The sequence below is a fragment of the Psychrobacillus syltrankelensis genome (genome assembly GCF_055454035.1).
On the sequence record NZ_CM144227.1, the window covers coordinates 1,163,678 to 1,178,990 of the forward strand.

Genomic DNA, 15,313 nt, shown 5'->3' on the forward strand with positions numbered 1-15,313 from the left:
CGATTATTTGCCGAGTTTTGCGTTATGGAATTTTTCCATAATTCCTTGTTCTGAGAACAAGTTACGTACTGTATCAGATGGTTTCGCACCGTCTTGAAGCCATTTTAACGCTAATTCTTCGTTAATTTTAACTTCAGCTGGTTTAGTAAGTGGGTTGTAAGTACCTACTGTTTCAATTTGACGACCATCACGTGGAGCGCGAGAGTCTGCTACTACAATACGATAGAAAGGAGATTTTTTTGCTCCCATACGTTTTAAACGAATTTTAACTGCCATTTTTATTGCACCTCCGAATAGTTTCACACAAGATAGTATATTATCAAGCTTTTATTTGTTTGTAAAGTGTTTTTTCTTAACACCCTATTTTTTTCTGGGAAATTTATTTAAAAAGAGAGTCTAAACCGGGCATTTTCATCTTTTTCTTTCCCTTTGATTGCATGTTTGTCATTTGTTTCATCATTTTTTTCATATCTTCGAATTGTTTTAATAATCTGTTGATGTCTTGAATCGTTGTACCAGATCCTTTTGCAATTCGTTTTTTTCTCGGACCATTAATAATTTCAGGAGTTGTTTTTTCTTTTGTCGTCATGGAGTAAATAATCGCTTCTACACGATCCATTTGTTTTTCATCGACCTTCGCATTTTCCAATCCTTTAATTTTACCTGCTCCTGGAAGCATTTTTAAAATTTCGTCTAATGGTCCCATTTTTTTCACTTGGCTAATTTGTTCTAAAAAGTCATCAAATGTAAAAGACTGCGTGCGGAATTTTTCTTCTAATTCCTTCGCTTTCTCTTCATCAACATTCGCTTGAGCTTTTTCGATGAGAGACATCATATCTCCCATTCCTAAAATACGTGAAGCCATTCGTTCTGGATGGAATGGTTCCAACGCATCCATCTTCTCACCCATACCAACAAACTTAATAGGCTTTTGAGTAACCGAGCGAATCGACAAAGCAGCCCCGCCTCGGGTATCTCCATCAAGTTTGGTTAGAACGACACCTGTAATACCTATTGTTTCATTAAAATTATTCGCTACATTGACAGCATCTTGCCCTGTCATAGCATCAACAACTAAAAACACTTCATCCGGTTCTTTGATTGCGCGAATATCTTTTAACTCTTGCATTAGTGTTTCATCAATATGAAGTCGACCCGCGGTGTCAATGATAACGACATCATTATGCTCTTCTTTTGCATGATCTATTGCTTGTTTCACAATTTCCACAGGTGAAATATCAGTACCTAAAGAAAATACAGGCAAAGATAATTGCTTCCCTAATGTTTCAAGTTGCTTAACAGCCGCTGGACGATAAATATCGGCAGCTACAAGTAATGGCTTTTTGTTATACTTTTTTCGAAGTAAACTTGCGAGTTTACCAGTAGTTGTCGTTTTACCTGCACCTTGTAATCCGACCATCATAATAACAGTTGGTGGTCTCGTTGAAAAAGATATTTGACTTTGCTCTCCACCCATTAAAATTGTAAGTTCGTCTTTTACAATTTTAATGACTTGTTGACCTGGAGTTAAACTCTTCATCACATCTTGACCAACCGCACGTTCTGAAACATTTTTGACGAATTCTTTTACAACTTTCAAGTTTACGTCTGCTTCAAGAAGAGCATATCGAACGTCTCTCATCATTTCTTTTACGTCTGCTTCAGAAATCTTCCCTTTACCTTTGATTTTCTGAAGCGTTCCTTGGAGTCGCTCAGCTAATCCTTCAAATGCCATGCATGCTCGCCTCCTAATCCCATTCTTTTAATTGATTAATGAGTTGAATCAGTGTTTTTTCAGATGATTGATCCTTTGCCAAAAGCAGCAGCTGCTCGACTGTATCTTGTCGTTTTTGAAACTTAGTAAAAAGATTTAGTTTTTCCTCATACTCTTCTAACATTGCTTCAGTACGACGAATATTATCATATACTGCTTGCCTAGAAATATCGTATTCTTCCGCGATTTCTCCGAGTGATAAATCATCTAAATAATAAAGCTGCATATAGCTTCTTTGTTTATCTGTTAATAAAGCTTGGTAAAAATCGAAGAGAAAATTCATACGAGTCGTTTTTTCAATCATTCCCATCTCTCCTTACCAATTCAATTGCACCTCGGCGTAACTGCGTCCAGATTTTCAATTGTGCATGCACAATTGAATCCTTTCAAAGTCTATAACATTCGCCGGAAGCAAAAGAATTTGTGAGCGTTTGGATTCTCACTCAATTATAATTGTCATCCTCTAGTTTAGTAATAGAGGATGTATCTGTCAAGTAAAACTACTTGTCTGTTTCGTTTTCACTTTCAAGTTCCAGTCCTTCTGCAAATAGACCGTATACATATCTCTCTGAATCAAACGGCTGTAAATCATCCATTTGCTCACCTAGCCCAACAAACTTCACAGGAATATGAAGCTTTGTACGAATAGCGAGTACAATACCCCCTTTTGCAGTACCATCTAGCTTGGTTAACACTATTCCCGTAACATTTGTTGCTTCTTTGAAAGTTTGTGCTTGCACAAGCGCATTTTGCCCCGTTGTAGCATCGAGTGCTAGTAAAACTTCGTGAGGGGCATTCGGAATTTCACGTGAAATAACACGATGAATTTTTTCTAACTCATTCATTAAGTTAACTTTGTTTTGTAAGCGTCCAGCAGTATCACATATTAACACATCTGCATTACGTGTTTTTGCGGCTCTTATGGCGTCGTACATTACAGCGGCAGGATCTGAACCTTCCGCTTGCTTAATCACTTCTACACCTACTCTATCGCCCCAAACTTGAAGTTGGTCAATAGCACCCGCACGGAATGTATCCCCTGCAGCAAGCATAACTTTTTTACCTTCACTTTTTAGACGATGTGCTAGTTTCCCTATGGTGGTTGTTTTCCCTACACCATTTACTCCAACAAATAAAATAACGGATAATCCATCCTTCTCGAGTTGAAGCTCTGTTATATTTTCTTCTCCAGCTTCATAAATTTCCACTAGTTTTTCAGAAATAACAGATTGAATGCTTGCAGTATCTTTTATATTTTTGCGTTGAACTTCAAAACGTAATGAATCCATTAGTTCTGAAACTGTTTCAAAACCAACATCTGCTTGTAACAATATTTCTTCCAATTCTTCAAAAAAATCTTCATCTACTTTACGATATTTAGCCACAAGATCATTTACTTTTGAAGTAAATTGATTTCTTGTTTTAGCTAAACCTTCTTTGAATTTATTCGTTACCGATATTGTCTCTTCGATTTCTTCATGCGTTCCAAGCATTTTTTCTTTAAACTTCTTAAAAAAACTCATATTTAAGCTCCTTTATTTCACTTTATGTTACTAATTCCTCTTCCAGTTTAACCGAAACTAATTTTGAAATACCCGATTCTTGCATCGTAATACCATATAAGACATCTGCACCTTCCATTGTTCCCTTACGATGAGTGATCACAATAAATTGTGTATTATGACTGAATTTTTTCAAATAATTACTATAACGAGTAACATTTGCTTCGTCTAGGGCAGCTTCCACCTCATCAAGAATACAGAATGGTACAGGACGTGTATGAAGTATAGCAAACAATAAAGCAATAGCAGTTAGTGCACGCTCTCCTCCAGATAAAAGAGTTAGGTTTTGTAACTTTTTACCCGGGGGTTGTGCAATAATATCAACCCCAGTATCAAGTAGTGAAGTTGGATCCGTTAAAACCAAATCTGCTTGACCTCCACCAAAAAGCTCCCTGAAAACTACTTTAAAATGCCTTTGAATTTCATTAAATGTGGTTTCAAAACGGATTGTCATTTCTTCATCCATTTCTTTTATCACTTCATGTAATGTTTCTTGTGCAGAAAGTAAATCTTCCCGTTGCTCTGTCAAAAATGAATGGCGTTCACTAACCTGTTCATATTCTTGTATTGATCCTAGATTAATCGGACCCAATTCCTCAATGGAACGTTTCAATAAGGTGACTTTTTTACGTGCAAGATGTTCTTCCATCTCAAAAGGAAAATCGCGCTCTGCTTCTTCTAAAGTTAACTCGTAGGACTCTTCTAAGTGATTTTGTAAAGTATTCATCTCAACTTCTAATTTACTTAGTTTTATTTCCAAAGAGCGCTCTTCATTTGTTAGAATTTCCGCTTGTTGTTGATGTTCTTTTAGAGTGCTTTCTGCCAGATTAATATTTTGAACAATCTCCACTCTACTCGTTTTTGCAACTTGAATTCGCTCGATTAACTGATCTTTTGTCAATTTATGTCGAGCAATTAGATTCGTTAATTCTTCTGGTGATTGACCTGCTTGATCGTCATTCTCATACCATGCTATTTCTTTTTGTAATGTATCTATTTTCTCAGTACTAGATTGTATCATATTTACGAATTGGTTTTTTTCCCGTTCTGCTTGCGTAACTTGTTCGTTAACAACTGCAATTTGAGATAATAACTCACCTAATTCATTTTGGAATTTGTCTTTTTCTTCAATCGATTGCATTTTTAGTTGTTGTAATTCATCAATCGTACTTTGAATAGAGGCTAAAGCTTCTTTTATCTCCGCACTTCTATAGGTTGTCTTTTCTTTTTTCCGAACTAAGTCAGATTGAAGATTAACTTTTTCAGTCTTCTCTTCATCGTATTCCATTAATTGAGCTGTGAGTCTAGAAATAATTGCAGTACATTCTCTCGTTTCAGAAAGTAATTTAAGCTCTTCTCCTCTTAAATTCTCTCCGGCAAGCCTAGTTTCTTCTAACTTTATTCTCAATATTTGTACTTCTTGTTTTTTGGAAGAAACAGATTTTTCTGCTTGTAAAACTGATTTTTCTAATTCTACTAATTTATCATTTAGCTGTTCCAATTCAATTTTACGTGTAAACAAAGATGATTGTTGCTTAACAGATCCACCTGTTAATGAACCACCCGCATTCACAACATCACCATCTAATGTTACAAAACGGAATTTAAACTGCAAGCGAGATGCCATCTCATTTGCACCCTTTAAATCTTTTGCAATAATAATATTTCCGAGAAGGTTTTCCACAATAATTTGATACCCATCATTATAATTAACAAGTTTATCTGCTGTATTTACAAAAGAAGGATGTTGACTAATAATCGATAAAGTTTGCTCATTTAATTTACGAGATTTCATAACTTGAAGTGGTAGGAATGTCGCTCTTCCAACTCTTTTCTTTTTCAACCATTCAATTGCCACCCGTGCGTCTTGGCTAGTATCTGTGATTATATGCTGGGACTGTTGCCCAATAGCAGTATCGATGGCATTCATATAAGTATGTGGAATATGAATTAACTCTGCTACCGCACCATGAATTCCACTCAACTCTTTGTTATCACGTGCAATTAAAACTTCCTTTACCCCTTGAAAAAAACCTGAAAACTCAGATTCTAATTCTTCTAATGAGTCTTTTCTAGCCTGCATTTGATGCTTCATTTGATAAGCTTTTTGCAACATTGTTTGTTGCTCTTCAAATCCTTGCTCAAGCTGTTCAGCTATTTCACGTTTTGTTTTGTAATCGAGCAGCTTTTGCTCTAACTCTGTCTGACAAGTTGTAAGCAATTGATCTAATTCATTTTTACGAATTGTCAGCCTCTCTAATTCTTCTTTTATATCTCGATAATCTGCCATCATTTTTTCAGAAGAAACAAGTTCAAATTGAAGTTGCTGCTCCATATGTTTCATTTCGTTCTTCATAGTAGCTTCTTCATTTAACAAATCAATATAAGTGGTTTTTAGATCGTCTATCTCTTCTTCTAATTCCGAGGCAGATTTACTTAAAACTGTATCAATTTGAAGCTTTTTTGATCGAAGCTCTTTTAAAAGAATTTGTTTTTCTGATTTAGATACATTATTTTCTTTTAGTTGGATTTCTAGTGTTTCAAGCTTTTCTTGTTCTTCTGTTAGAGCTTTTCTTAGCTGAGAAATTTGTTGACTCGCATTTTGCTTTTTCTCCGCAAGTAAAAGTTTTCTACCTTCTAAACGTTCTAATTCGGAACTTACATCTACTAATTCACTTTGCCCAACATCCAATTTTTCATCTACATCAGACATTACTTTTCTATTTGTTTGAATTCGAGTTTCAATTTCTTTTATTTGTAACAATAGAGATTTTTTTGTTACGTCAAGTGCTTGCAATTTTGTATGTAATTCTTTGCTCTCCTGAACAAATAGTCTTAAATCATGCGCGATTACTGCAATTTCAATGTCTTTTAACTCTTCGGACATCCTCAAATAGTCTGAAGCAAGCGAAGACTGTATTTGAAGAGGTTCCATCCGACTATCTAATTCATGTAAAATATCTAACACTCGATTTAAATTGTCATCAGTCTCAATAAGTTTAAATTCTGCTTTCTTTTTACGTTGTTTATATTTAAGAACTCCAGCAGTTTCCTCAAAAATAGTTCTTCTTTCTTCAGGTCGGCTATTTAAAATTTCATCCACTCGACCTTGTGAAATGATAGAAAAAGCTTCTTTTCCAAGGCCAGAATCCATAAATAGATCTGTGATATCTTTTAATCTACACGTTTGCTTGTTTAATAAATATTCACTATCTCCCGAACGAAATACTCTTCTAGTTACACTAATTTCTGCAAAATCAAGTGCGACCCGTTGATCGGTGTTATCCAATATTAATGTAACTTCGGCGAAATTTAATGCTTTTCTTGAATCGCTTCCTGCAAAAATAACATCTTCCATTTTTGCACCACGTAGAGATTTAGCAGATTGCTCTCCTAATACCCATCGAATTGCATCTATTACATTACTTTTCCCACTACCATTAGGTCCTACTACAGCAGTTACTCCAGGAACAAAATCTATTCCAATTCGGTCAGCAAATGATTTAAATCCTATTATTTCTAATCGTTTAAGGAACAAATTTATTCCTCCCGTTCATGGTCCTTTAATGCAAGTATTGCAAGTCTTGCTGCTTGTTGTTCTGCTTCTTTTTTTGATCGTCCTTTACCAATTCCAAGTTCCCTTGTGTTTAACAAAACACGAGAAACAAAAGTACGGTTATGCGCTGGTCCTTTTTCCTCGACTATTTCATAACTTAACATGCCATTATTTTGTTGCTGAATAACTTCTTGTAATTGACTTTTATAATCCATCACATGCGAAAAAGCACCGAGTTCGATTTTAGGGAATACAACCTTTTCTAAAAATAATACAACTGTTTCTAATCCCTGATCTAAGTATAAAGCACCGATAAATGCCTCAAAAACGTCCGCTAGTAAAGCTGGTCTTTCGCGTCCACCTGTTAGCTCTTCTCCTTTTCCAAGCAATACATATTTCCCAAAGTTTAACTCATTGGCAAATATTACAAGAGATGGCTCACAAACAATTGCCGCTCGGAGTTTTGTTAGTTCTCCTTCACTCATACCCGTGTATTGTTGAAATAAATATTGAGAAACAGACAATTCTAAAACGGCGTCACCTAGGAATTCAAGTCGCTCATTATCGGTAAAAAATTTCCGTCGATGCTCATTCACATAGGATGAATGCGTAAAAGCTTGATACAATAATGTTGGGTTATCAAATTGAACTTCGAAATATTGTTGAAATTGTACAAATTGTTCTTTTACACTTTCAGGGAAAACTGTTTTTTTCGGATGTATACTTTTACGATTTACTTTCATGAATAATCTGCCTTCCTAACTTAACATGTATGCTCTTTAGTTTACCTGTTTATATAGCATTGTGCAAAAAGAAATAGAGACGTTCTATCACTATTCACAAGGAATAGGTAGAACGTCTCTTCCGCTATTTAATTTTATTTGGCATAGCGTAAAAACGACACTAAATAAATTTAAAGCCTACGGCGGATGTCACGGGTTTTGAATCTGGCAAGCTAGATTCGAAAATCCTATTACAAATACGCCAAGGCGTATTTGATCTTAGCTTTGTTTGCTTTCAATATAGCTAACTGCACTACCTACAGTTGAAATGTTTTCAGCATCTTCATCTGAAATTTCCATATCGAACTCATCTTCAAGTTCCATAACTAATTCAACAACATCAAGAGAGTCTGCACCTAAATCATCACGGAAAGATGCTTCTAATTTTACTTCGCTTTCATCTACACCTAGACGATCCACGACTACTTTTGTAACACGTTCTAAAACTGTTGACACATTTGTCACCTCCCCTCAATGATTATACAAAAAACTCCACCTTAAGGAAAGAGCATTTCTTTTCAAACTGAATGAAAACGCTAGTTATTCATATACATCATATAAGCTTTAGGCAAACAATGATGAATGCAAAGCTATCTCATCAGTAGAATTTACATATACATGCCGCCGTTAACATGTAGAGTTTGACCAGTTATATAGTTCGCATCATCTGAAGCTAAAAACGCTACTGCTTTAGCAATATCCTCTGGATTACCGAACTTAGAAAGTGGAATTTGACTTAACATTTGTGTTTTCACTTCTTCTGGAAGTGCTTCGGTCATGTCTGTTGTAATAAAACCAGGTGCGACAGAATTTACTGTAATATTACGGCTAGCTAGCTCCAAAGCAGTTGACTTAGTTAAACCGATTACCCCTGCTTTTGCAGCAACATAGTTTGCCTGCCCTGCATTTCCGGAAACACCAACAATAGAGGTAATATTGATAATACGCCCATGACGTTGCTTCATCATTTGTCGAGTTACCGCTTTTGTGCAAAGAAAAACACCTTTTAAGTTTGTGTCTATCACATCGTCCCATTCTTGTTCTTTCATACGCATAAGTAGATTATCGCGCGTAATTCCAGCGTTGTTTACTAAAATATCAATCGTCCCAAATTGCTCTAACGTTGCACTAACTAAACTTTGCACATCTTCTGCTTGATCTACATTTGCTTGTATCACAAATGCCTCTCCACCAAGAGCTTTAATTTCTTCTACAACTGCTTCTGCTTTATCTTTACTTCCACTATAGTTAACCGCTACTTTTGCACCTTCTTTTGCAAGATAAAGTGCGATATCTTTCCCTATTCCACGTGATGCACCTGTTACGATTGCTGATTTACCGTCTAATTTACCCATGCTTAACATCCCCTAATTCAGTAATTACTTGTTGCAACGTTTCCTCATCAAAGACGCAATAAGTAGTAACAGAACGATCGATTTTTTTCACTAATCCACTAAGTACTTTTCCAGGTCCACATTCGATAAATATAGTTACACCAAGCTGGATCATTTCCTGCACAGATTCTTCCCATCGTACTGGTGAATATAGTTGTTCGACTAGTAAATTTTTCATATTCGAAGCTTCTGTTACCGGTTGTGCTGTAACATTTGAAATGACGGGCGTTTTAGTGTCCTTTAATGTAATAGCTGAGATAGCAGTATCTAATTTATGTGCCGCAGGTCTCATTAATTCAGAATGGAATGGTCCACTTACTACTAATGGTATCGCTCTTTTTGCACCCATTTCTTTCGCTTTAGCTGATGCTAATTCCACTCCAGAAGCTGTTCCGGAAATAACAATTTGTCCCGGGCAATTCAAATTGGCTACTTGCACAGTTTCCCCACTTTTGGAAACTTCCTTCGTCACTTCCACTAAAGTATCTTTATCTAAGCCTAAAATAGCAGCCATGGCCCCTTCACCAGCTGGTACTGCTTCATTCATATATAAACCTCTTTGGTGAACTAATAAAACGGCATCTTCAAAACTTAGAACATTTGATGCAACAAGTGCTGAATATTCTCCTAAGCTATGACCTGCTGTATAATTTGGCGAAATTCCAGCTTCCAATAGTTGTTTTGCAATCATAGTACTTGTCGTAAGTAAAGCAGGTTGGGCGTGATATGTTTTCGTCAATTCCTCCGCGGGTCCTTCTAGCATAATGTTAGAGAGTGAAAATCCTAATACATCGTCTGCTTGGTCATAGTATTTTTTACTATCTTGGTTACTTTCAATAAGTTGTTGACCCATTCCAACTGATTGCGAGCCTTGTCCTGGGAAAATAAATGCTATTTTAGTCATTAGATAATTCCTTTCGTAAAGTACTTTGAATAATTCCACAAACATCATATTCTACCATTGTTCTCGCTTGTCGAATAGCATGAAAAATAGCATTAGCATTGGATGAACCATGCGCTTTTATGACAGGAGCCTTTAAACCAAATAAACCCGCTCCGCCATATTCTGAGTAGTCTAATTTAGTTTTCAATCCTCGCAGTTCATCTTTTACTAAAAGTGCAGATATCTTCGTTTTCATTGAAGTATTAAAAGCCTCTTTTAACAAAGTGAAAATTCCAGATGCCGTTCCTTCAATCGATTTCAATACCATATTACCAGTAAATCCATCTGTTACGACAACATCTGCAACACCGGTCAATAAATCTCTAGATTCTACATTTCCAACGAAATTTATTGGAGCTTCTTTTAATAATGCAAATGCTTCTTTTGTAAGTTCGTTTCCTTTTTTATCTTCCGTACCTATATTTAACAATCCAACTCGCGGTTTTGTAATTCCACGAACCTTTTCGGCATAGACACTACCCATGACTGCAAACTGGGCTAAGTGTTCCGGTTTCGCATCCGAATTTGCCCCTAAATCTAGCATAACAAAACCTTTACCATCAAGAGTAGGCAAAGTCGGAGCAAGTGCAGGGCGATCTACCTGATCTATTCGCCCAACAATAAATAAACCAGCTGCCATTAAAGCACCTGTATTTCCAGCAGATACACATGCATCCACTTCTCCATTTCTCACTGCTTCCGCCATTTTTACCATGGAAGAGTTTTTCTTTTTTCGGACGGCACGTACTGGTTCATCTGTTCCTTCAATAACCTCATCCGTATGTATCACTTCTAATCGATCATGTTCAGTTACTAAGGAAGATAGTTTTTCTTTATCACCATATAATTGAATATGTAGATCATCAAATGCTTGTAATGCTTGGTATACCCCTTTTACTATTTCATGCGGGGCATTGTCTCCACCCATTGCATCAATTGAAATTTTCATATGTCATCACCTTATTTAAGAATTTGTCACTCTATACATGCTGAATTGACCAACAAACACAGTGTCATTTTCCACTTTACTTGTTACTTCAATAAGTGTCGTGTTTTTTTCCATATCATTTGAAATTACTATTGCTTTCGCAATTACTCTGTCGCCAGACTTAACTGGTTTTACAAATGTAATTGTAGATTTCCTTGTAAGCGCAAGCTCATCATTTATTACAGCAACCGCTAATGAATTTGCCTGAGCAAATAAATGATGGCCTCTAGCAATTCCATTTCTCGCAAACACATGATCTTTCGTAATATCCAATAATGAGATGGCTTGTCTGTCTAAATCAATGTCAATAATTTCTCCTATTACCTCATCAATTGGAAGTGATTTCACTTCTTCTCCAAAATTATCTGTAGCGACAGATTTTATCCGTTCACGCAATTCCGGAATAGAAAGTTCCATTCGATCTAGACGAATCGTCTGCACACTCACTTTAAATGTGGAAGCTAAATGTTCATCTGTAATAAATGGGGTTTTATCTAACGTATCTAAAAGTAGTTTTTGTCTTTCTTTTTTTGTATATTTCATCCAATCACCACCATTTTAGCACTTGGTACTAATATCAGTATATAAATATTAAAAAAAGAATGCAAGAATTGATTCAAATTCATTCTTGCATTCACTTATTATTTTTTATATTTTCCCTCATATATTTATTCGCAAGAAAAACGCAAGCGTCCTTTAAGTACATCTAGTCATCACTAATTCCTGAGTGCTTTGGACGAAACATTAGCTACACTATTACCATGGAGCTTTGTGGATGGAGAAGTAACTGCGTCATTTCTCCATCCATTTTCCCGGTAATGTTGTGGCGGATGTTTGTCCGTCGCCCTCTTGGAATATGTGAAGATATGATACGTTTTGTTTGGATAATAAGAGAAAAAATACTTTTCCTACTCTTTTAAAAGCGGACGAAGATACAATTTCGTCCGCTCAAACCTTCTTTAACAATGGAAACTATCTATTTTCCTCCAATACCCCTACTCTAATAGCACCAACGATTCAAGTCGATGTACTTTAAAAGGAAAAACTCTCAAGATCAAAGCCTTACGATTACAGTATGGCATGATCACTACGTTCACTTAAACTTTTTCTATCCTCTTATCGATAGCTGGGCTAAATCTTCTTTTTAGATAGTACTCACTTAATGGATTGAAGTGAAAGGTGGCGACTCCAGAGGGATGTGTGAGACAGATTAGCCATCACAAACGAACGCGTTAGCGACGGTATGGCTAATCGCTCACCCCGCTAAACGCGCTCCCCTGAAACGTAAATCTACCTATTCCTACCATAAAAAGTTTATATGCGCTCCTATTCCGGAACAAAAAAATATATCATTCGTTCAAAAATCTGAACTTAATCTATTCTTTCCCCGTCTAAAGCTTTGGAATTTATTAATATTGTGCGAAGATATTTCATTTCTTCTGACTTCCAAAATTCGTCCGAGTTCAATAGCCTTTCCGCATCTACTTTTGCCGTATTTAACGCACGATAATCATGTACCAGATCCGCTACTTTAAATTCAGGCAACCCACTTTGCTTTCTTCCGAAAAAATCACCAGGACCTCGCAATTCTAAATCTTTCTCCGCCAAAACAAATCCGTCATTTGTTTCTGTCATAGACGTCATTCGTTCTTTTCCTTCTTCGGATTTTGGGTCTGCTAGCAATATACAATAAGACTGATGCTCTCCACGACCAACTCGTCCTCTTAACTGGTGAAGCTGTGCAAGTCCAAAACGCTCTGCATCAAAGATAATCATAAAAGTAGCATTTGGTACATTCACTCCAACTTCTACAACTGTTGTGGAAACAAGTACTTTTACATTCCCTTCCGAAAAGTCTCTCATAACTTGCTCTTTTTCGTCAGGATGAAGGCGACCATGCATTAATCCTACAGAGTATTCCGCACCAAAATCAGAGGACATCATATTGTACACATCTACAGCATTTTGAACATCCAGTTTTTCTGATTCCTCAATAAGTGGACAGATGATATAGGCTTGTCTACCATTCGCTAATTCTTTTTTTAGGCGCACAATAATTTTTTGGAGTTGATCATGCTTCATCCAATGTGTATCTATTTTCTTCCGTCCAGCAGGCATTTCGTCAATAATCGATACATCCATTTCACCAAAGGCAGTAATCGCTAAAGTGCGAGGTATCGGAGTTGCCGTCATGAATAACACATCCGGATCTTCCCCTTTTTCCTTTAGCACTCTACGTTGTTCTACACCAAATCGATGTTGTTCATCTGTAATTACTAAGCCTAGTTTTTTAAATGTAACATCTGGTTGAATCAAAGCATGCGTACCTATTAACAAATCAATATTTCCTGTTTCTAAATTTTCTAATACTGCTCGACGTGCCTTTACTTTTGTTGAACCTGTGAGCAGTGCGATTCGAATACCGATTGGAGATAGCCATTCATCTAGTGAACTAGCATGTTGCTCCGCTAGAATTTCAGTTGGTGCCATCAGAGCCCCTTGAAATCCAGCAGTAATTGCAGCGTACAAACAAATAGCTGCAACGATTGTTTTCCCTGACCCTACATCGCCCTGCAACAGACGATTCATTCGATGGGGCTCTTTCATATCTCGACAAATTTCATTCACTACTCTTTTTTGGGCTTGAGTAAGTTCATACGGTAGCGATTCAATTAGCTTTTTAACTAAATCGTTATTGAATGCAATACTGTTTCCAACATTTTGTTCTTTTCGTACTTTTTTGATGGCTTGCATCTTAAGCTGAAAAATTAGAAGTTCCTCATATACAAAACGTCTTCTAGCATTTTTAGAATGTGCTAGATTTTGTGGAAAATGGATTCCTTCTAAAGCTTCCGATATGGTTGGCAATTTATAAGAGAGCCTTATTGAATCAGGTAAAGGATCTATTAAATATCCATCCACTTCATCTAATGCTTGTCGCATAAATTTACGAAATGTCTTTTGATTAATAGAACCTTTTAGTGAATAAACTGGTTCAAAATCCTGTTGATCTGTTTTTGGACCCGATGAAAAAGTAGAGACATTTATCACTTGTCTACCACGGTCCCATTTTCCAGTAACTGTAATGATAGAACCTGGAATAAATTTAGGTTTTAAATATGCTTGATTGAAAAATACAGCTTTTATGAGATGCTGACCTGCTAGTAAACGAACTTGCAATCTCGATTTACTTTTCCCTAAAAAAAGAAGAGAAGGTTCACTTTCGACCCTTCCTTCCACCGTTACTCTTTCATTATGTGCAGTTTCTGATAAATTTTTTAATCGAAAGTCCTCATGTCGATAAGGAAATGTCATTACTAAATCTTCTAAAGAGACAATTCCTAATTCATGTAATGCGTTAGCTGTACCACTTCCCACTCCTTTTAAGGAAGTAACTAACTCATCTTTTTTAGTTTCCATTACCTACAACTGCTCCGCCGAAAATTTTAGCTTCTAACCATTTTCCAGTAGGAGTCGCAGCGAGTCCGCCTCGCGCCGTTTCTTTTAGTGCAGTTGGCATCGTTTGACCTATTTTATACATTGCATCAATAACTTCGTCACAAGGAATACGACTAGTTACTCCCGCAAGTGCCATATCTGCAGCAACTAACGAGTTTGAAGCACCCATAGCGTTTCGTTTCACACAAGGAACCTCTACTAATCCTGCGACCGGGTCACAAACTAAACCAAGCATATTTTTTAGCGTAATTGCAAATGCTTGAGAGCTTTGTTCTGGAGTTCCACCAGCCATTTCTACTATTGCAGCTGCTGCCATACCTGCTGCTGAACCCACTTCCGCTTGGCAACCACCAGCCGCTCCTGAAATAGATGCATTATTTGCCACAACAAAACCGAATGCGCCTGCATTAAACAAATATCGAATCATCTGTTCTCTCGTTGGATTTAATTTATTTTTCACTGCAAATAAAGTCCCAGGTACTACCCCTGCAGAACCAGCAGTTGGAGTTGCACAGATCGTCCCCATTGCAGCATTTACTTCATTCGTAGCAACCGCTTTACTTACAGCATCGAGCATCAATTCACCACATAAAGTATTACCCTTTTGTAGATAATTTTGAAGAAGTACTGCGTCTCCCCCTGTCAAACCAGAAGTTGAACGAACACCTTTTAATCCCTTTTCCACAGCTTCTTCCATCACAGTCAAATTACGATCCATTTGAGTCATAATTTCTTCTCTTGAACGACCGGTTATCATAATTTCTTGTTCAATCATGATTTCCGAAATAAGTTTTTGCTCTTTATTCGCTAAATCAACTAATTCACGAACATTATGAAATAAAACTTCCATTCGTT

13 protein-coding genes are annotated in these 15,313 nt (G+C 36.6%); all 13 read right to left on the reverse strand.

Annotated elements, in window-relative coordinates; translation table 11 throughout:
• Window positions 1-3 precede the first annotated feature (3 nt).
• The 13 genes from rpsP to sdaAA all read right to left on the reverse strand — a co-directional run bounded on the left by rpsP (window position 4) and on the right by sdaAA (window position 15,308).
• Window positions 4-276, reverse strand: a complete 273-nt coding sequence (rpsP, locus tag ACTSKG_RS05950; protein WP_093263327.1) for a 30S ribosomal protein S16 — start codon at window positions 274-276, stop codon at window positions 4-6.
• A gap of 103 nt (window positions 277-379) precedes the next feature.
• Window positions 380-1,735, reverse strand: coding sequence for a signal recognition particle protein (gene ffh / locus ACTSKG_RS05955; RefSeq protein WP_464757221.1), 1,356 nt, complete (start codon window positions 1,733-1,735; stop codon window positions 380-382).
• Between the two features lie 13 nt (window positions 1,736-1,748).
• Complete coding sequence (locus ACTSKG_RS05960) at window positions 1,749-2,078, reverse strand: putative DNA-binding protein (protein ID WP_387579741.1); 330 nt, start codon at window positions 2,076-2,078, stop codon at window positions 1,749-1,751.
• 196 nt (window positions 2,079-2,274) lie between these two features.
• Window positions 2,275-3,297 carry a signal recognition particle-docking protein FtsY gene (ftsY, locus tag ACTSKG_RS05965; RefSeq protein WP_464757222.1) on the reverse strand — a complete coding sequence of 341 codons (1,023 nt, stop codon included), beginning with the start codon at window positions 3,295-3,297 and terminating at the stop codon, window positions 2,275-2,277.
• Window positions 3,298-3,319: 22 nt separating this feature from the next.
• On the reverse strand, window positions 3,320-6,874 hold the full coding sequence (gene smc / locus ACTSKG_RS05970; protein WP_464757223.1) for a chromosome segregation protein SMC: 3,555 nt from the start codon (window positions 6,872-6,874) through the stop codon (window positions 3,320-3,322).
• 2 nt (window positions 6,875-6,876) lie between these two features.
• Window positions 6,877-7,635 (reverse strand): ribonuclease III, encoded by a 759-nt coding sequence (gene rnc / locus ACTSKG_RS05975; protein WP_464757224.1) that lies wholly within the window; start codon window positions 7,633-7,635, stop codon window positions 6,877-6,879.
• A 258-nt stretch (window positions 7,636-7,893) separates the two neighbouring features.
• Window positions 7,894-8,130 (reverse strand): acyl carrier protein, encoded by a 237-nt coding sequence (gene acpP / locus ACTSKG_RS05980; RefSeq protein WP_464757225.1) that lies wholly within the window; start codon window positions 8,128-8,130, stop codon window positions 7,894-7,896.
• A 152-nt stretch (window positions 8,131-8,282) separates the two neighbouring features.
• On the reverse strand, window positions 8,283-9,029 hold the full coding sequence (gene fabG, locus ACTSKG_RS05985; RefSeq protein ID WP_464757226.1) for a 3-oxoacyl-[acyl-carrier-protein] reductase: 747 nt from the start codon (window positions 9,027-9,029) through the stop codon (window positions 8,283-8,285).
• Entirely contained in the window at window positions 9,022-9,972 is a 951-nt protein-coding gene (fabD, locus tag ACTSKG_RS05990; RefSeq protein WP_464757227.1) for an ACP S-malonyltransferase, read from the reverse strand. Before fabD ends, fabG begins: the two co-directional genes overlap by 8 nt.
• Window positions 9,965-10,960 (reverse strand): phosphate acyltransferase PlsX, encoded by a 996-nt coding sequence (gene plsX, locus ACTSKG_RS05995; RefSeq protein WP_464757228.1) that lies wholly within the window; start codon window positions 10,958-10,960, stop codon window positions 9,965-9,967. Before plsX ends, fabD begins: the two co-directional genes overlap by 8 nt.
• Before the next feature lie 15 nt (window positions 10,961-10,975).
• Window positions 10,976-11,542, reverse strand: a complete 567-nt coding sequence (gene fapR / locus ACTSKG_RS06000) for a transcription factor FapR (protein ID WP_464757229.1) — start codon at window positions 11,540-11,542, stop codon at window positions 10,976-10,978.
• Between the two features lie 828 nt (window positions 11,543-12,370).
• Window positions 12,371-14,419 (reverse strand): ATP-dependent DNA helicase RecG, encoded by a 2,049-nt coding sequence (gene recG / locus ACTSKG_RS06005; RefSeq protein WP_464757230.1) that lies wholly within the window; start codon window positions 14,417-14,419, stop codon window positions 12,371-12,373.
• Window positions 14,409-15,308, reverse strand: coding sequence for an L-serine ammonia-lyase, iron-sulfur-dependent, subunit alpha (sdaAA, locus tag ACTSKG_RS06010; protein ID WP_387579715.1), 900 nt, complete (start codon window positions 15,306-15,308; stop codon window positions 14,409-14,411). The genes recG and sdaAA overlap by 11 nt, the downstream gene beginning before the upstream one ends.
• Window positions 15,309-15,313 lie beyond the last annotated feature (5 nt).